At 54.6% G+C, this 17,948-nt stretch carries 14 protein-coding genes; 7 read left to right on the forward strand and 7 right to left on the reverse strand.

Going from position 1 to position 17,948, the window contains the following annotated elements; all coding sequences use genetic code 11:
- Nucleotides 1–135: 135 nt before the first annotated feature.
- From IK012_RS06330 to IK012_RS06340, 3 genes are read right to left on the reverse strand one after another with little or no spacing between them, the layout of a single operon-like run.
- Entirely contained in the window at nt 136–2,955 is a 2,820-nt protein-coding gene (locus IK012_RS06330) for an SMC family ATPase (protein ID WP_290952032.1), read from the reverse strand.
- Entirely contained in the window at nt 2,952–4,151 is a 1,200-nt protein-coding gene (locus IK012_RS06335) for an exonuclease SbcCD subunit D (RefSeq protein ID WP_290952035.1), read from the reverse strand. The genes IK012_RS06330 and IK012_RS06335 overlap by 4 nt, the downstream gene beginning before the upstream one ends.
- Before the next feature lie 15 nt (nt 4,152–4,166).
- A complete protein-coding gene (locus IK012_RS06340) occupies nt 4,167–4,967 on the reverse strand; it encodes a hypothetical protein (protein ID WP_290952038.1) in 801 nt (266 codons plus the stop codon).
- A 78-nt stretch (nt 4,968–5,045) separates the two neighbouring features.
- On the opposite strand from IK012_RS06340, the gene nadA reads away from it, so the two are divergent.
- From nadA to IK012_RS06355, 3 genes are all read left to right on the forward strand, one after another.
- Nucleotides 5,046–6,062: a quinolinate synthase NadA gene (gene nadA / locus IK012_RS06345; protein ID WP_290952040.1), complete on the forward strand. Its 1,017-nt coding sequence runs from the start codon at nt 5,046–5,048 to the stop codon at nt 6,060–6,062.
- A gap of 55 nt (nt 6,063–6,117) precedes the next feature.
- Nucleotides 6,118–7,209, forward strand: a complete 1,092-nt coding sequence (mnmA, locus tag IK012_RS06350) for a tRNA 2-thiouridine(34) synthase MnmA (protein WP_290952044.1) — start codon at nt 6,118–6,120, stop codon at nt 7,207–7,209.
- Nucleotides 7,210–7,395: 186 nt separating this feature from the next.
- Entirely contained in the window at nt 7,396–9,552 is a 2,157-nt protein-coding gene (locus IK012_RS06355; protein WP_290952047.1) for an HD domain-containing phosphohydrolase, read from the forward strand.
- Nucleotides 9,553–9,684: 132 nt separating this feature from the next.
- Here the strand turns inward: IK012_RS06355 and IK012_RS06360 are convergent, their stop codons facing one another.
- Nucleotides 9,685–11,199 (reverse strand): FecR domain-containing protein, encoded by a 1,515-nt coding sequence (locus IK012_RS06360; protein WP_290952050.1) that lies wholly within the window; start codon nt 11,197–11,199, stop codon nt 9,685–9,687.
- Nucleotides 11,200–11,377: 178 nt separating this feature from the next.
- Between IK012_RS06360 and IK012_RS06365 the strand changes: the two genes are divergently transcribed.
- Nucleotides 11,378–12,037, forward strand: coding sequence for a hypothetical protein (locus IK012_RS06365; protein WP_290952053.1), 660 nt, complete (start codon nt 11,378–11,380; stop codon nt 12,035–12,037).
- Between the two features lie 423 nt (nt 12,038–12,460).
- Here IK012_RS06365 and IK012_RS06370 read toward each other — a convergent pair whose 3' ends face one another.
- Genes IK012_RS06370 through IK012_RS06380 form a run of 3 tightly spaced genes read right to left on the reverse strand, consistent with a single transcriptional unit; the run spans nt 12,461 to nt 14,056 of the window.
- Nucleotides 12,461–12,859, reverse strand: coding sequence for a pyridoxamine 5'-phosphate oxidase family protein (locus tag IK012_RS06370; protein ID WP_290952056.1), 399 nt, complete (start codon nt 12,857–12,859; stop codon nt 12,461–12,463).
- 54 nt (nt 12,860–12,913) lie between these two features.
- Complete coding sequence (locus IK012_RS06375; protein ID WP_290952059.1) at nt 12,914–13,501, reverse strand: hypothetical protein; 588 nt, start codon at nt 13,499–13,501, stop codon at nt 12,914–12,916.
- Nucleotides 13,502–13,546: 45 nt separating this feature from the next.
- On the reverse strand, nt 13,547–14,056 hold the full coding sequence (locus IK012_RS06380; protein WP_290952062.1) for an O-acetyl-ADP-ribose deacetylase: 510 nt from the start codon (nt 14,054–14,056) through the stop codon (nt 13,547–13,549).
- Between the two features lie 331 nt (nt 14,057–14,387).
- Here IK012_RS06380 and IK012_RS06385 point away from each other — a divergent pair, with 331 nt between their 5' ends.
- From IK012_RS06385 to IK012_RS06395, 3 genes are all read left to right on the forward strand, one after another.
- Nucleotides 14,388–15,311 carry a T9SS type A sorting domain-containing protein gene (locus IK012_RS06385; protein ID WP_290952064.1) on the forward strand — a complete coding sequence of 308 codons (924 nt, stop codon included), beginning with the start codon at nt 14,388–14,390 and terminating at the stop codon, nt 15,309–15,311.
- A gap of 146 nt (nt 15,312–15,457) precedes the next feature.
- The gene (locus IK012_RS06390; protein WP_290952067.1) at nt 15,458–16,378 is read left to right on the forward strand and encodes a T9SS type A sorting domain-containing protein; all 921 of its coding nucleotides are present in this window, start codon (nt 15,458–15,460) and stop codon (nt 16,376–16,378) included.
- A gap of 8 nt (nt 16,379–16,386) precedes the next feature.
- Nucleotides 16,387–17,948, forward strand: a 1,562-nt coding sequence (locus tag IK012_RS06395) for a T9SS type A sorting domain-containing protein (protein ID WP_290952070.1), incomplete at its 3' end; no start/stop codon positions are given.

Genomic DNA, 17,948 nt, shown 5'->3' on the forward strand with positions numbered 1-17,948 from the left:
CTGTCATCGCAGCTGGTGAAGCTGATCAAGTACTTTCTGCACGGGCAGGCCGACCTGGCGCTCATCGGGATTATCGCGGCGGCGTTCATAGTGCTCGCATTCTGCGCCCGCAGCGGCAAAGACATCTAAATTCCGCTACACGTCAATTTTCACGCGGCTGATATTGTTCGCGTCTTTCTGCACGCGCACGTTCTTGTCGATTCTGTTTTCGAGCCCTTCCACATGGCTGATGATGCCCACGAGGCGATTGCTGCCGGCCAAATTCTGCAACGTGTCGATGGCGACTCGCAGGATTTCTTCGTCGAGCGAACCGAAACCTTCGTCGATAAACATCGTGTCGAGTTCAATTCCGCCCGCGGAACTCTGTACCTCGTCGGCGAGGCCGAGCGCCAGCGATAGCGATGCCAAAAAGCTTTCGCCGCCACTAAGCGTTTTCACTTCGCGCTGCTTGCCGCAAGTATGGTCGATCACGTTCAAGTCGAGCCCGCTCTGGCTGCGCTTATTGGAAGCCTGCTCACGACGCACCAGCTCGTATTTCCCGTTGGAAAGCCGCAAGAATCGCGTGTTCGCCTTGCGCAAAATGCGGTCTAGGTACGCGCCCTGCACGTAAGTCTCGAGCATCATTTTGTCTTTGCCGGAGAGCGTGCCGTTCACCGTATCGGAGAGGTTCTCGACCCACATGCGCTTCTTCAAAAGTACGCCCAGGCTTTCGGCAATCCCGCGGATTTCATTCAGCGAGCGCTTGTTCTGATCGAGCCTGCCCGAAACCGTTTTCCAGGATTGCGTGAGCGCTTGCTGTTCATCGGAGAGCGCCTTGCACTTAATTTCTAATTCTTCGAGGTTGTACTGCGGAGCATCTTTCAGCTGGCCTTCAAGCGATTTCACCTGGCCTTCGAGCTCCTTCAGGTTTTCCTTGCATGCGTTCAGTTTTTCTGTCGCGAGTTTGATGGCGTTCTGCAGTTCGGCAACCGCATTCTGCTTTTCGCGAATGACCTTCTCCGCGTCGGCCTTGCCCGCATACGGAAGCTTTTTCGCTGCGTCTTCAGCATGCTTTTTCTGCGTTACAAGTTCCGCCTCGGCCGCCGCAAGTTCCTTCGCAAGGTTCTCGTTTTCCGTGCGGCACTTTTCGTGCTTTTCCTTGATTTCAGGGAGCGACTTTTCTAGCTCGGCCTTGCGAGTTGCACGAACATTCTCGGCATTGAGTTTCGCCACGACTTCAACCAACTGCGATTTCACGCTGTCGAATTCACTGCGAATTTTTTCCTTGCATTCTTCCACAGTGCATTCACCGAAAAGTTCCGCAAGTTTTTTCTCGAGTTCTTCGCGCTTGCCATCGCGCGCGGCTTTCGCCCTGGAGGCGATTCCCGCCTTAGCGTTCCATGATTCAAGAAGGCTCGCGACATTGCGTTTGAGTTCTTCAAGTTCCGCCTGCGTCGGCGCCTCAACAGACTTGCAAGCCTTATGCGGATGCGTCGTAGAGCCACAAACAGGGCACTCGGCACCTTCTTCAAGCGTTTCGGCCAGAATGCCCGCCTGCTCGTTCAGGAACGCGCGATTTTTCGCTTCGTAGGTATCGTTACTTTGTTTATATTCCCTGTCAGCGACGAGATATTCTTCTTGAGCCATGCGGAGCGCATCTTCGGCGGTATCAAGTTCCTTTACCGTGATACCCACCTGCATGAGCTGCTTCTTGCGCGCCTCGAGAGATTCTTGCTGCGCATCAAGTTTTGCCTTGTTCTCGCCCGCATCGGAGAGACCCTTGAATTCCTCTTCAAGCTTCTGGATTTCGCTGTTTCGCTTTTCGAAATCTCTCTTTCTAGATTCAAGCGATTCCTTGTCCCTCGCAAGTTCGCGTTCCTTGCTCTTTATGATGTTGCGAGCTTCTTCCAGCTGGCCGTATTCCGGCAACGAATTCCTTAAGGTCGTGACCTCTTCCTGCAATTTTTCGCATTCAGGTTTACGCGCCTCAGCCGTCGCAAGCGCTGCCGCAAGCGGCTCAAGTTCCGGCAAAAGTTTAGCGTGCTTCTGCTTCGCCTCGTCAAGTGATTTGCGTGCAGTTTCTATGCCCCGCGCCTTGCCAAGTTCCTGGTTCATCGCGGTCATACGCGCAGCACGTTCGTCGAGAGTTCCCTTCATCGCGTCGACCGCAGCGGAATCCTCGCCTACGATTTTCTCAAGCAATTCACAAAGTTCGCCCCAGTCGGCAACGCGCCTTTCTTTGGCGAGATTCTTGGCGCCCTCGATATCGTTTGCAAAAACGGACTTCTCGTCGCATGCCACATGCGATACTTCCACGCAGGCACGCGACTCGCTCTCGCCGCACTTGTTTTTCAGTTCCAGCGCCTGCCTCTTAAGCTCATTCTGCAATTTCTCGAACTTGTCCGTCTTGAAAAGCTGGCGGAAAATATCAATACGCTCGTCCGTCGTCGTGAGCAGCAACTTCAAAAAATCGCCCTGCGCAATCATCGCGATTTGCGAGAACTGTTCGCCGTTCACCCTGATGATACTGTATACCGCTTCCGTCACCGCCTTGTCACCGCTTACCGTACGGCTCGCGGGCCCCACCTTGCCGGTGGCCTCGGGGTAATAGAAAGTCGCCGATGCACTTTCCTTCGTCATGCCCTCGCCGCGCATCTTGGGCCGTTCGTATTCGGGATTGCGCACCACGCGGTATTCCCTGCCCGCATAGGCGAATGTCAGGTCCACGAACGTCGGGGTATCAGGCATCGCATTCAGGCAACGAAAATGCTTAGCATAGTCACCGCTCGCATTGCGGCTGCTCCCGCTCGCCGTCCCGAAAAGCGCAAAAGCAATCGCATCGAAAATCGTCGTCTTGCCGGCACCCGTATCGCCCGAAATCAAGAAGAGCCCACTCGTCCCGAGCTTATCCAGCTCAATCACGGTCTTTTCGGCATACGGGCCGAACGCCGAAATCACAAGCCTGGTAGGTCTCATCCGTTGTCCCCCCAGATCCCGTTGATTAAATCTTGAACAAATTCAGTTTCTTCCGCATTCATCGTGCGCCCGTTACGGCCCTCGAAAAACTCGCCGAACAGTTCCATCGGTTTCTTTTCGTCGACAGCTTCCGCGATGCCGACATCCGCCTGGTTGCGCTTGCGCTCATTGTCGTAGGCGAGCATCAACAAGTTCGGGTAAATGCCGCGCAGCTTCTGCGCCGCGTCGGGCACGTCATTTTCGTCGGTGAGCTTCACGTACACGAAATCGTCAAGTCTGTTGCCCGCAGCAACCTGCGCATTCCGGAATTCCGGAGAAACAATTTCGGCAAACGTCCCGCGGATTTCGCGCACGTCGTGCAACGGCACCAGCGGGATTTCACGGATTTGTAAGGATGTGCGCATCCCATCGACCGCATTCGCGACCGCGCCCAACTCCACCACCGTGAGCGACTTCTTGTGAACCGCCTCCGAAAGCGAATACTTGAGCGGAGTGCCGCTGTAACGCGCACGCACCGTACCATCGTCACCCTTCAGCACATTCTGCGGTTTGTGTATGTGACCGAGCGCCACGTAATCGAATGCGGCAAAAACCGTAGCATCCACATTGTCGAGCCCGCCTACGTTCTCCTCGGACTCGCTGCGTTCCGCGCCCGTCACGAACTGGTGTGCAATCAGCACGTTCCTGCGCCCCGGCGTAAAATGCATCTGCGCGATGGCCGCCTTCACGGCCGACGTGTAATCCTTCACCGCATCGCGCTCGTCATCGCCCGCAAGGCAGGCCCTGACATTCACCGGCCGCACGAACGGAAGCATCCAAACGTCCACCTCGCCTTCACTGTCGCTGAGCGTGACCGGCGCGAATTTCCCGTCGTAAACCTGGGACACGTGCACGCCACTCTTTTCCATGAGCCTCCCGCCGAAGGCGATACGCTCCGCCGAGTCGTGGTTCCCGCTCAACACGAACGTGCGCACCTTCCTCGCCGAAAGTTCCACCAGAAAATCGTCGAGCACCGCGACCGCCTCGGCCGAAGGCACCGGCTTGTCGTAAACGTCGCCCGCGATGAGCACCGCATCGGGCTTCTCGCTATCGACAGCCTCCAGGATGCGCGCCAGTATGTGCCGCTGCTCGTCGAGCATCGAATGCTCGCACACGATTTTACCAATGTGCAAGTCGGCAGTATGGATGAATTTCATCGGTACAAACGCCTACTACAGATAGAACGCCGCACCCACATTCGCGGCAAAGTGGCGGTAGTCGGGATCCACGAACGACATGATTAAGCCCGCGTTCACTTCCCAATGCTTGCTGATGCGATAACCGCCCTTGATGTAGTGCGAGTAGATATCCGGGCTACTGACGCTTTCGCCACCGCCCGACACGCTCGGATTGTAGATACTCAGGTTATAGCTCATGAAGAAGTCATCGATGATGATGCTCGCATACAAGCCATAGAACAGGTTCGTATAGAAGTCAGTATTAGTTTCCGACATGGAACCCCAGTTGTCGCGTTCAGAACAGGGCCAAGTATCGCAGGTGCTGCCATTAATTTCCAAGGTGGTGTACTGGTGGTACAAGCCAAGATACACGCCCGCTTCCACGACGCTCGTGTTGAAGCCCACCTTGAGGTGGTGATAAATTCCGTCGTCGTAGCCAACGCCAAAACCGATGAGCATGACCGACGCCTTGCCGAACCAGTCAAATGACGCGTTCACATCGGAACCGCCGAACTCATAATATCCATTCGCGGAGAAGCTGCGGCTCTGCTGCATCAGGGAATCGGAACTGTAGTTCACATACGAGCCGCTCACCGCCATGGTCTCCTTGGGGCTTATGGTCACGGAACCGGAAAAACGGTATGTCGCAGAATGCGGTTCCATGTATGCGTGCACGCCCTCCACTTCGGGGGCCTCCGGCGTTTCGACCCTGAAACTGCTGATACGGGTACGCGTGCATCCCGCAAAGAGGAGGCACAGGGCGAGACAGAGAGATATGTATGCAAAATGTTTCATAGCGGGCTCCTCTTGGAATTATATAATTTTTTTTGAACATTGGATAGGGCATGCACATTTTCTATATTCTAAATCACTATGACAGCGGACGAACTCTTCAACAGATTGAACAAAATCCAGCCGGGCGCGGTGCTATGCCACTACACCCGTGAAAAAGTCGAACAGATGCTCCCGCTGATCAACGAGATCAACGAGCGCAAAAAAGACCAGGATACCGTCATCCTCGCGCACAGCTACTGCGCACCCGAAATCGTGCTCGGCGTGGCCGACTACACGGGCGACAGCTACAAGCTCAGCGAAGACGCCACGAAGGTCCCGCAAAAGACAATTCTCTTCTCCGCGGTCCGCTTCATGGGCGAAACGGCCAAGATTTTGAGCCCCGAAAAGGACGTGCTCATCCCCGGCAAGCTTACCGGCTGCAGCCTCGCCGACTCCATCACGGGCAAGGACGTAGAGGCGCTCCGCGAAAAGTACCCGGAACACGCCTTCATCTGCTACATCAACACCACGGCCGACGTGAAGGCGGCCTGCGACGTGTGCGTTACCAGCGGCAACGTGATGAAGATCGTGGAAGCCTACCCGAACGACAAGATTTGCTTTGTGCCCGACAAGCTCATGGGCCAGAACATCAAGAACGAGATGGAAAGCCGCGGCGTCAAGAAAGACATCGTGCTATACAACGGCAGCTGCTACGTGCACGAGACGTACGACGCCGAACTCATCCAGTTCTTCCGCAGCCAGAACCCGGGCCTCAAGGTGGTGAGCCACCCCGAATGCAACCCGTCCGCGGCGTTCTACAGCGACTTCGTGGGCAGTACCGGCCAGATGGTCAAGTACATCGCCGATCTCCCGCCCAAGAGCAAGGTCTTGCTCCTCACGGAATGCGGCCTCAACGCGCGCATGCACTACGAGCACCCCGACATGGAATTCATCGGGAGCTGCAGCATGTGCAAGTACATGAAGTCCAATTCGCTCGAAAACATCCTCGAAACGCTGCGCCACCCCGAAAAGGCGAACCGCGTGGAACTCGACGAAGACACCCGCGTGAAGGCGAAGAAGTGCATCGACGCGATGTTCCATTACGCGAACCTCTAAGGCGCGAATCCAGGAACTGACGGCGACAAAACGTAAAAATCAGGCAGGAACACGCATGGCAAAAAGAGTAGCAGTCGGGCTTTCCGGCGGGGTAGATTCCGCCCTCGCCGCTTTCCTACTAAAACAGCAGGGTTATGAAGTCATCGGCGTCACCATGGCCACATGGGACGGTTCCATCAACATGCCACACGTGGAAGGCCGCGAAGGCTGCTTCGGCCCGGGCGAAGACGCGAGCATTGCCGAAGCGAAGACCGTCGCCGACCGTCTCGGCATACCGCATTACGTTGTTCGTGTTTCCGAAGAATACAAGCGCCAGGTGCTCGACTACTTCCGCGCCGAATACCGTGCGGGCCGCACGCCGAACCCGTGCGTGCGCTGCAACCAGAACATCAAATTCGGCGCGCTCCACATGGCGGCTCGCCGCATGGGAATCGCGTTCGACTACTTCGCCACCGGGCATTACGCACGGCTCGAATTCAAGAATCCCGACGAACCCTTCCTGTACGCGGCGCTCGACCACAGCAAAGACCAAACATACTTCCTCTCGCGCCTTACCGCGGAGCAACTCTCGACGGTCATCTTCCCGCTGGGCAACATGACGAAGGCGGAAGTCAAGGAACTCGCGAAACAGATCGGCTGGGTGGATTTCGCCACCAAGAAAGAGAGCATGGACTTCCTGGAATGCGGCGACTACTCGGTGCTGTTCGACGAATCCGACAACGTTCCCGGCGACTTCGTGGACATGCAGGGCAAGGTGCTCGGCAAGCACAAGGGCATCGTGCACTACACCATCGGGCAGCGCAAGGGTTTGAACATCGGCGGCCAGCCGGAACCGCTCTTCGTCGTGTCCATCGACGCGAAGAAGAACCAGGTGGTGCTCGGCCCCCGCAGCGCCCTCAGCTGCACCGAAGTTTCGGGCGTGGAACTCAACCTGATGGTATCCGAAAGCTCGCCGCTCCTGAAGGGCGAACTGACGGCGCACATCAGGCTCGGCCACAAGGGCGCCGTCGCGCGGATCGTATCGCTCGACACTGCCGCCGGCACGATCCGCGTCCGGTTCGACGAACCGCAGTTCGCCTCCGCCCCGGGCCAGGTGCTCGTGCTCTACGCGGGCGCGGGCGTGGTCGCCTCGGCAATTATCGCCTAAAAGCCCGTTCAGACAGTCCCCACCCCAAAAAACGGGAAAAAAAGCCCGTAAACGCAAAAAAATTGCCCCATAAGCGATTCTTTTGTGTTTTTTTTCATACTTTTTAAGCAAATTCATGATAAATTTTAATGTTGAGCCTTTTTCGCACAAAAGTTTCACGCGAAGGCGCATACAAGAGGTTTTTTGATGCTGTGGACGTCGGTTTCTAAGTCGAAAAAAATTCTGTGGGCTGCAGGACTCATTTGCGTCGCAATCCTCATAAATCTCATACTTTCGAAACTGGTCCTCTTTTTCGAAATCCCGATTTACGCGGACTGTATCGGAACCATCATCGCCGCCATGCTGGGCGGAACGCTCCCCGCTGTACTCGTTGGGTTCTGCTCCAACGCAATCAACGGCATTTCCAACCTCACCACGCTCTACTACGGCATCATCAGCATCCTCATCGGTGTCGCCGCGGCCCTTTTCCAGCAGAACGGCTTTTTCCGCAGCGCGCTTAAGGCGTGCATCGCCGTGCTCACGTTCGCCGTCTTCGGCGGCATACTCGGTTCCGTCCTCACTTACTTCCTGTACGGCTACGATTTCGGCGAAGGCATCTCCGCGCCGTTCTCGCTCGCCATCTACAACCACTTCGGATTCTCCAAGTTCTTCTCGCAACTTTCGGCCGACTTCATCCTCGACATCATCGACAAGTCCATCGTCGTCGCCATCGCCATCATCGCGCACAGGCTGCTCCCGCTCAAGCTGAAGCACCTCTACAGCCACATCTTCCTGTTCGACCCGAACCTCTCCGAACACCCGCACCAGTTCGGCAACTACAAGATCAGGCGTTCACTCCTGCGCAAAGTCATCGTCATCGTCATCATCGCCGAGATCCTCCTGGGTGCGCTCGCAAGCGTCACCGGATTCGTGCTGTACCGCCAGGTGTCGGTAGGCAAGTTCACCGACATCGCGCACGGCCTTACCGAAGCCGCCGCAGTAGCAATCGACGCGGACCGCGTAGACGAATACATCGCACAGGGCGAAAACGCCGAAGGGTACCTGAAAACCGAGGCGAACCTGTACAAGATACGCAACGGGTTCCAGCAGGCGATGTACCTGTACGTGTACAAGATTCTGGAAGACGGCTGCCACGTGGTGTTCGACCTCGACGCGGAAGACGGGGAAGAAGGCAGCGACCCGGGCTCGATCATCCCGTTCGACCCGTCGTTCGAGCCCTACTTGCCGCAACTCCTCAAGGGCGAAACAATCGATCCGATTATCTCCGACGACAAGTACGGCTGGCTCCTCACCGTGTACAAGCCGCTCAAGAATTCCGAAGGCAAGACCGTCGCCTACGTCGCCGCCGACATCTCGATGGGCGAGGTCCTCATCGACCAGGCGAAGTTCTTCATCAAGCTGCTCTCGATGTTCTTCGGGCTTTCCATCATCATCATGAGCATCGTGCTCGAGTTCGTGAACCGCGGCATCGTGAATCCCGTGAACCGCATGGCATCCGGCGCCATCCACTTCGCCTACAACCTGGAACAGAGCAGCGTGAGCAGCATCCAGGAGCTCGATTCCCTCAGCATCACCACCGAAGACGAAATCGAATACCTGTACAAGGCGCTCACCAAGACCTGCAAGGACTCGGTGAACTTCATCATAAGGCTAGAGAAGGCGGCGGAACGCATCACGCTCATGCAAGATGAAATTATTATCAACTTCGCAGAAATGGTCGAAGCGCGCGACAACAGCACGGGCAACCACATCAAGAAGACCGCCCACTATGTCGAGGCGATCGCGAAGGAACTGCAGCGCGAGGGCAAGTTCAGCGAAGTGCTCGACGACGCCTACATCGCAAAGCTCAAGCGTTCGGCGCCTCTCCACGACATCGGAAAAATCGCCGTCTCCGACCTCATATTGAACAAGCCGGGCAAGCTCACCGACGAAGAGTTCGAAATCATGAAGAGCCACACGACCGAAGGCTGCAACATCCTTACGAAAATCGAAGAGAACGCCAGCGATTCCATGGACGACGACTACCTCAAGGAAGCCATCGAGATGGCGCATTACCATCACGAGAAATGGGACGGCACGGGTTACCCCACCAAGATCAAGGGCGAAGCCATCCCGCTTTCGGCCCGCATCATGGCCGTGGCCGACGTGTTCGACGCGCTCGTGGCCGAACGCATCTACAAGAAGCCGTTCCCCTACGAGAAGGCGATGTCCATCATCACCGAGGGCGCGGGCAAGCATTTCGACCCTGTCGTGGTCGAAGCGTTCTGCCGCATTTCCGACGAACTCTACAAGAACCGCACGGTGCTCAACCACAAGCACAGCGGGGAAGGGAACGCCGCTTAACAAGCCCTCACAGGCAGGCTAGGGCAGGCCGCAATAGCCACCAGAATTCGACGCACAAACCAAAGTCGAACAGCAAACAAAAAAGCCCCGGAAATTAATCCGGAGCTTCTTTATGCGTATACAACAAACAAATTAACGGAACTCGTAAACCTTCGTCGCAAGCACGGTCTCGCCGCTCAGCATGTTGACCTTGATTTTAACCGTGGTCATCTTGCCGCGCGGAATCTGCACCGTGGCGCTGTAGCCGATGCCTGTCTGCGACGGAATAAACTTGGTTTCGAAATTCTTGCCAGCAACCACCACGTCCACGGACTTGATTCCCGCAGGGTCGTTGTTGATGACGTTCTCCACATCGAACTGGATTTCGGGATACATGACCGATCCCTGCGAAACCTTCTTCTTGAGCGTCTCCCTGCTACCGCCGCGGATGTTCACCTGCACGCCCGACTTGGGATAGCACTTGAGTTCGCGCTCGATAGTGCCGTTGAAGTCGGGAGCGTTCTCGGGCACGAACTTGTAGACGCGCGTGCCGGGGAGGAGCTTGAGCGCCGCCGCCGGATTGTCCCTCTCGAGCACGAGGGATTTCAGCAGGCTGTCGCCCGTGTAGATGGAGAGCTTGCCTTCGTTGTCGGTGTAGCCGCTGGTGGTGTAAAGAGCCTCGCAGTTGCCCACGTCGGACTTGATTACTTTCACGGTGCGGTCTATCCTGTACTTAAACGACACGCTGCCGCATTCGAACGTGGCATTATCCACCGTGCACATGGCGTCGAACTTCTTCGCGCCGATGGCGCCGCGGCTCCACTTGGGAACAAAGCGAATGCGCTTGCCTTCGGATTCGTAGCGTTCGGAACCGATGGAAACCTGCATACCCGGAGTGCACGTCACGAAAATTTCGACGCTGTCGGCCTTCACCACGGCGGGGACGGGCTCGAACTTGCACGCAAACTTGGACTTCAGATCCTGATTGCGCTTTTCGATCTTCGCGTCGAGTTCCTTGGCCTGCGACTGGATATCGGCATCGGACTTCGTAGTATCGTCGATCGCGGCGCCGAGTTTCTTCGCGAAGTCGGGGTCGCCAGCGTTCTTCGCCTCGACAACTACGGGCGGCTTGCCCTTACGGAAAGCGACGTACTGCTTAGCCTTCACCGAGACCTTCTGGCCGTTTTCTTCCATGTCCATCGCGCCCGTGTTCAAGGCACCGAAAGACTGCCCGCCTTCCGTAACGCCTATAGTACCGTCCGTACCGCGGATCGATGCGGTCATGGTGCCGGTCTTGAACTTGAACTGGCTCTTCTTGCCGGTCTGCTTCTGCGCGTTGAACCGCAGCAGGCCCTTCTTGATGTTGACTTCGGAATTCTGAGAATCCTTCATGAACAACACCTGCGTGAACTCGACAAGCGCATTCTCCTCGATGGAGATGGTACTTCCTTCGGGCATCGAGATGAGCACGTTGGATTCCATATCCGTCTGGATGAGATCCTTGTCCTGAACTTTCGCGCCAACGCGCAAACTGGACCAGTCGCCCTGGCCCTTCTTTTTGAGGGAAACATCGCCGAGCACGGAACGAACCTTGGCGCTCTGCGGCGCCGCGAACGACAGGGTGACGGCCATAATCGCCCAAGCTGCTATGTATTTCTTAAACATCATAGGCACCTCTAAGTTTTACCAACTAAATATAGTCTTAAAAAAAGAAAAAAGTACGGTTCGAACCATTCTAAAAAGATATATCTTCTAAAATTTGGCCCCCGTCACATTTTTTGTGCCCGGACCACCTGAACCGCAGGTCCATTTTGCTAAATTCCGCCAAAAAACCAAGAGATTCGAAATGATCCGCAAGCTGCTACTTATCGCCGCCATAACCGCCGGAATGACGTTCGCGCAATCCGAATCCGCACAATCCGACGCGGCCGCACAGCCCGAAACCGCGCTGGCCGCACCCGGATCCGACCCGGCCTGGAACGTAAGCGTCCATCCGGTGAGCCTCGTCGTGTTCTCCGCGCTCGGACTCAGGTCTCTGTACGTAGACGTGGAACGCACCACCTCGGCGCACACCTCGATTATCGTCACCCCGAACGTCGTCTATTTCAATAGCGACTACTACGACGCCAAGAACGACGCGGACTTCAGCGCCCTGGTATTCGGACTTGCAGGCGGATTCCGCTTTTACCTGAACCCCGGCCACAACGGCCTCTACTTCGAGGCGCAACTCCAGTACGCGCATACCGGCATCAACTACGACGACGAAGAAAAATTCGGGAGCGCATCTTCGAACACGTTCGGCCCGTACGCCCTCGCCGGCTGGAAGTTCGTGAACGGCCGCCTCACTCTGGCGGTGGACGCGGGCGTCGGCTTCAATATCGTTTCGGCATCGTCGGAAGACGGAAGCGTAAAACGCACATCAACAGATATCGAAAAAGACACCGAACTGTTCAAGGCGAGCGGTTTCGGCACCGACATCAACTTGACGCTCGGCATCGCGTTCTAGCAAAAAAATTCCCGCGCAGACGAGGAAATCCGCCCCTCGCATCTGTTGATATCAACGTTTATAAATGTTGATAGATTGTTGATATCTATAGCAGTATGCCTTTTTCTCTATCACCACATTTCACCCATTATTCACAAGTGGGACAAAATGTTTCACGTGAAACATATGTTTTTGATAGGGTTTGTGAAATCACTGGTGAAATTGTCAAGAACTTATCCACATCAGCATATCAAAGTGGATAACGACACCCTGAATTGTTAATAGAATGTTTACAATTTTGTCAACAGGGATAGTGCCGCCCAGAGCCCCGGGACGCCGAAACGAGCCGGCCGGACCAGCGAAAAAGCTCCGTTCGGCAAGCAAAAAAGCACCCGCAGCAGACCGACTTGGACCCGCCGAGGCATCAAAAAACTGAAATTAAATCTAGAACTTCACGGTGCGGGGAGCGGCACCGAAGCAATAGAACGTGGCGGTCGCATCCTTGAAGTACAGGACTTCGGTATTGTCGTCGTCGGGGGAGTACATGGACTTGAGTTCCGGGTAGTTCTCGAGCATGTGGACCTTCGGCTCGCGACGATCGTCGCGGACGAGTTCGCCCGCGAGGCGTAGCCACTTCGAGCACGTCTTGTCCATCGCGCAGATTTCGACCTTGCCGTTCTTCTGGATCTGCTTGGAGCAATCCTTCGACTTGCCGGTCTGGATGTAGAGCTTGCCTTCGAAAATTTCAATGGTGCCGAAGGGGCGTACGCGCGGCTGGTCGCCGTCGACCGTCGCGAGGAAATAGGCCCCGCACTCCTTGATAAAGTTCTTGACTTCTTCCATGATGGATTTCCTTTCTGTTCTTAGAGTAAATATAAAAAAGTGGTCAACGTGAAACTAAATGGACGATATCACACCCATCGGCAAATTGAATGATGCCTGGACATATACGTTTTCCGTCCTCACCAGATAACCAATCCTGACATTGGCCAAATCGAGTAACACGCCCAAACAGGCCGAAAAACCAAAATCAAAGCCAGTTTCGTTAATGTAACCTATTTCTGGACCTACAGAAAATTTAAACACGAACAGTTTACTGTGCTGATATTGGATATTTGGCTGCAATAAGAAATTGAATCCATTCGCGAAAAACGCATGCGTTCCGATTGTCCACACCAGCAAATGATTCGGCAACCAATGAGGATCATCATATGCAGATTCGTATAATACGTTTACCAACCCAAAAACCCAATCCGCTCCAAAGGAGAAACCCGCGCCACTTCCCAGGGCCGCGGCCCCAATGTACACATTCCAAGGAAACACACCCTGGAAGCTGGAGTTTCCAGATTTCTGCTGTACCTTGACGGAGTCCTGAACTTCGCTGGAGTCCTGCACATCGTCGGGGGCCTGCAATTCATCTGCAAGCGAGGCGCCCGCTATCACGAGCACCATGAACATAGACAAAATAAAAGAGCGCAACTTCATGTCAATAAAAAAACTCTCGCAAACAAAATCCGGCCCGACGCCCGTTCACGATAGCGACTTCGCCGCCACGTCCCGGTATATTCGTTCCATCTGCGAACTAAAGCAACAGAAGATTACCTTCTTGACTGTTTTCGCCGGGAAGCTCCGGACCGTCCTGACGGCAATTTCGGTTGCAGCTTCCCAGGGGTAGCCGTAGACGCCCGTCGAAATGGCGGGGAAGGCGACCGTCGCACATTCGCTTTCTTCGGCAAGCTCGAGGCAGTTCCGGTAGCAAGATTCCAGAAGTTCGGGTTCCCCGTGAAGCCCGTCCCGATACACGGGGCCCGGCGTATGGATGACGTACTTCGCCGGAAGCCTGAACCCGGGAGTGATTTTCGCCTTGCCCGTTTCGCATCCGTTCAAGGGAATGCACGCGCGAAGGAGTTCAGGACCCGCCGCCCGGTGGATGGCGCCGTCCACGCCGCCGCCACCCAAAAGCGAACAGTTCGCCGCATTCACGATGGCATCTACCGCAAGCGTGGTGATGTCTCCCTGGATAATTTCGATATCAATCATAAGCGCCTCAACGAAAAACTAAATAAAAAAAGTCCGCATGAAAATTAATTTATTTTAATTCGCGGGTAAAAACAACTCCCATAAACAAACACAGCGTAAAACAAGAAACGTGTCGCTAATTTGCATATAACCCGAAACCAATCGCATATGACACGACGTTCCAAATTCCACGTTTCACAAGGAACTTTATTATGCATTTTTTCGTGACTCCTCGCAACAGAAATCAGCAACATCGCTATGTAATGTAAAAATAAATTTTTCGCGAAAAAAAAGAGCTTATATTAAAAAATGGGTCGAACGGCCCAGTAAAAAATTAGCAAGGAGTGGAGCAATGACTAAGAACATTTTAGTGGCGTCTCTCGCCTTTATGGGCGTGGCGCTCGCACAAAACACAGTAAGTAAAACCTTCCTCTGGGATGGCGCAATCGATACGGACGGACGCGTCGTTACCGGCTCGACCGATTCGACATCTGGATGGTGGTTTGAATACAATGATCAAAACAACAAGGGTACCTCGAAATTCGTCTTCCCCGACAGCATCGAAGAAAACGCCTACAGCAACTTCTTCGGTCCGCTTGTCGAAGCTTGCGGAGGCATCAAAGCCAAAGTAGAGCTAAACGATGGATACGAATACCCGTTCGCAGGCCTCGGCTTCAATGTCTGGAGCGAGAACAAAGAGGGCGTGGATATCTCTGCTTGGGGCGGCATCTGCCTCACGTATGAATCTTCTATCGGCTTCGGAGTCGAACTCGCCGTCGAGAACGAGGAAGAGGTGACCAAGTACGACAACTACAAGGCCAACGCCAGCAAGACCTCAAAAGAAACAACTACGGATTTCCCGTGGAGCAAGTTCAAGCAGGGGAACTGGGGCAAGGCTATCGATCAGGAAACAGCCCTGTCGATGATTGCAACCATCAAGCTGAAGTTCGATGGCATTGCAGGTACCAGCGGCGAGTTCAAAATTTCGCAGATTGGCTCGTACTGCAACTGCAAGGAACGTAGCAGCTCCTGCCCGTCCAACGCCATCAGGCATGGCGCTCCGGCAAGTTCCGTCAAGGCGGCACTTTCGGGACGCATGCTGGAATTCATCGGAACGACCTCCCTCGATAAGGCGACCATCGTCGACCTCCAAGGCAAGGTTGTGAAGTCGGCGGCTGCGACGGCGATGGACCTGTCCGCACTCAGGGCCGGCATGTACATGCTGCGCATCGAGGGTCCGGGTATCAACCATTCGGAGAAGATTATCCTGAAGTAACCTGATAGTCTTTCATTACAATTCAACCTGTATTGCACCGTATCTCCGTGCAGTACAGGTTTTCCGTTTAAAAAACAAAAAAGAAATTTATCTTATCGCAATATAAACCTATATTTCTATATGCTGCACACAAGCAGGGGGAATCCATGAAAAAAGAATTTGCTGCTGTGGCGCTCGCCTGCGCCGCTTCCGCGGCCTTTGCGGCAAATACAGTCAACCCGGCATTCCTTTGGGATGCAACTTCCGACGACGGTTGCGATGGGCGCGTAGAAACCGGCTCCACAAAGACAGGCGGGTACTGGTATGAATATAACGACTCAAAGGACGGCGGGACGTCCAAATTGGATGAACCGGATGACTTTGTGTACAAGGGTCAATCGTTCTATTGCCCGGCTTATGACCTGCTCGCTGAACAATATCGCGGATACAAGATGACCGTCAAGTTGGGCGAAGGTTACGAAAAACCGTATGCCGGGTTCGCTTTCAACATCTGGGACGAAGAACAGCAAGGTGCGGACATCACGGCCTGGGGCGGCCTCTGCCTCGAGTATTCCTCGGACCTCGATTTTTCGATCGTTATCGAGGCTGAAAACGAAGGTACCGTAACGGCACTCGCCGACTTTTCGAAAGTTGTCAGCAAGACGGATTCCGTGAAAGTGGTCGACTTCGAATGGAAAGATTTCCAGGGAGCCATGCTGGATTCCGCCACCAAGGCGGCAGTTCTCTCCGACGCGGCAACCGTCAAGCTGCACTTTAGCGGGGAAGCCGGCACCAAAGGCGACTTTTTCTTGAAAAAGGTTGGCTCGCTCGGACAATGCTCCGGTGGTACCGATGCAATCAAGCCGGTCATGGATTCCCGCGTGAACGTATCGCTTTCGGGCCGAATGGTGAATTTCGAAGGGGTAATGCCTTCTGCCGAAGTTACCGTGAGCAACCTCCGTGGCCAGGTCGTCGTGAATTCCACCGCAGCAAGCGCAATGAACCTCTATGCCCTCCCGGCAGGCACCTACACGCTCCGCGTGCAGGGCCCAAATGTTCACTATTCAAAGCAAATTACACTCAGGTAGGGGGAAAAATGAATAGGAAACTCGCTTTCGCGGCGCTCGGTTGCATCGCTACCGCAGTCTTTGCGGCAAATGCAGTCAACCCGACATTCCTGTGGGATGGTTCCACCGACACCGAAGGGCGTGTAATAACGGGTTCACCCGAAGAAACTTCCGGCTATTGGTTCACTTATAACGACGCCAATGACAATGGAACTTCCTTCCTCCAATTCCCTCAAGATTTCGATTTAGATACATACGACTCTTACCCTTTCGGGCTGATGGCTGAGGAATACGGCGGAATCAAGCTCTGGGTGGTGCTGGACGACGGTTACGAATACCCCTACGCCGGGCTCGGCTTCAATATCTGGAACGAGGACCAAGACGGCGCCAACATCACGGCCTGGGGAGGCATCTGCCTCGAGTATTCCTCGGATCTCGATTTTTCAGTCGTCCTCGGCATTGAAGACCAAAAGAACATACTAGCATATAGCGGAGATATTGAGAAGAAGGTCGGCAAAAGTAATTCCCTGACAGTGGTGGACATTCCATGGGAACAATTCTATGGCCTGTTCGGTGGAAAAACTGCTCTTACCCAAGCCGCTGCCATCAAGTTGAAATTTCAGGAGGAGGCCAGCAACAAGACCAAGGGCAATTTCTTCTTGAGGAAGATCGGTTCGCTCGGACAATGCAAGTCCGACCCGGTTATCCCTCCCCGTAACGATGAACTGCGCAAGGTCAATCCGGCATTCCTGTGGGACGCCTCCACCGACACCGAAGGGCGTGTAATAACGGGTTCGCCCGAATGGACTTCCGGCTGGTGGTACGATGTTTACGACCATAACGATGGAGGGAATTCCTACATCACGTATCCGGCAGATTGTGAATTGAATACATATTACAACATCCCTTACGCGCCGATGTTCGAGGGATACGGTGGATTCACGGTTACCGTAGAACTGGGGGAAGTCATAGAGTTGCGCGAAGGCTACCTGGACCCCTATGCCGGAGTCGCCTTCAACATCTGGAACCTTGAGGACAACGGCGACGGTTACGGAGTCGATATTTCCGAATGGGGCGGTTTCTGCCTTGAATACTCCTCGGAAGTCGACTTCTACGTTGAAATCGGTGTAGAGGACGAGCGTACTGTAACGGAGTACAACAATTTCAAGGCGCCAATAAAATCGAGTTCGGATACTGTTCTCGTCGAAGTTCCCTGGGCCAAATTCGCACAGGAATTGGGCTGGGGCAAACAAGCCGACATGGATTCCGTACTCGCCCATGCAGCCATTGTCAGGGTAAAATTTCAAGGGGAAGCCGGTACCAAGGGCAAATTCTTCATGAGTAAGCTCGGTTCGCTCGGAACCTGCGACGGCAGCTTTGCCGCAATCAGGCCGGCCGTAAATTCCCAGGTGAACGTGTCGCTTTCGGGCCGCACGGTGAACTTCGAGGGAGTGGTTCCTTCCGCCAAGGTTTCCGTGATGGATCTCCAGGGCCATATCGTGAAGTCCGCGACCGCGGCCAGCGCGATGGACCTCAGCTCCCTCCCGGTGGGCATCTACATGCTCCGAGTGCAAGGCTCAAACGTTCACTA

It is taken from the genome of Fibrobacter sp., from assembly GCF_017551775.1.
In the GTDB taxonomy this organism is placed as follows: domain Bacteria; phylum Fibrobacterota; class Fibrobacteria; order Fibrobacterales; family Fibrobacteraceae; genus Fibrobacter.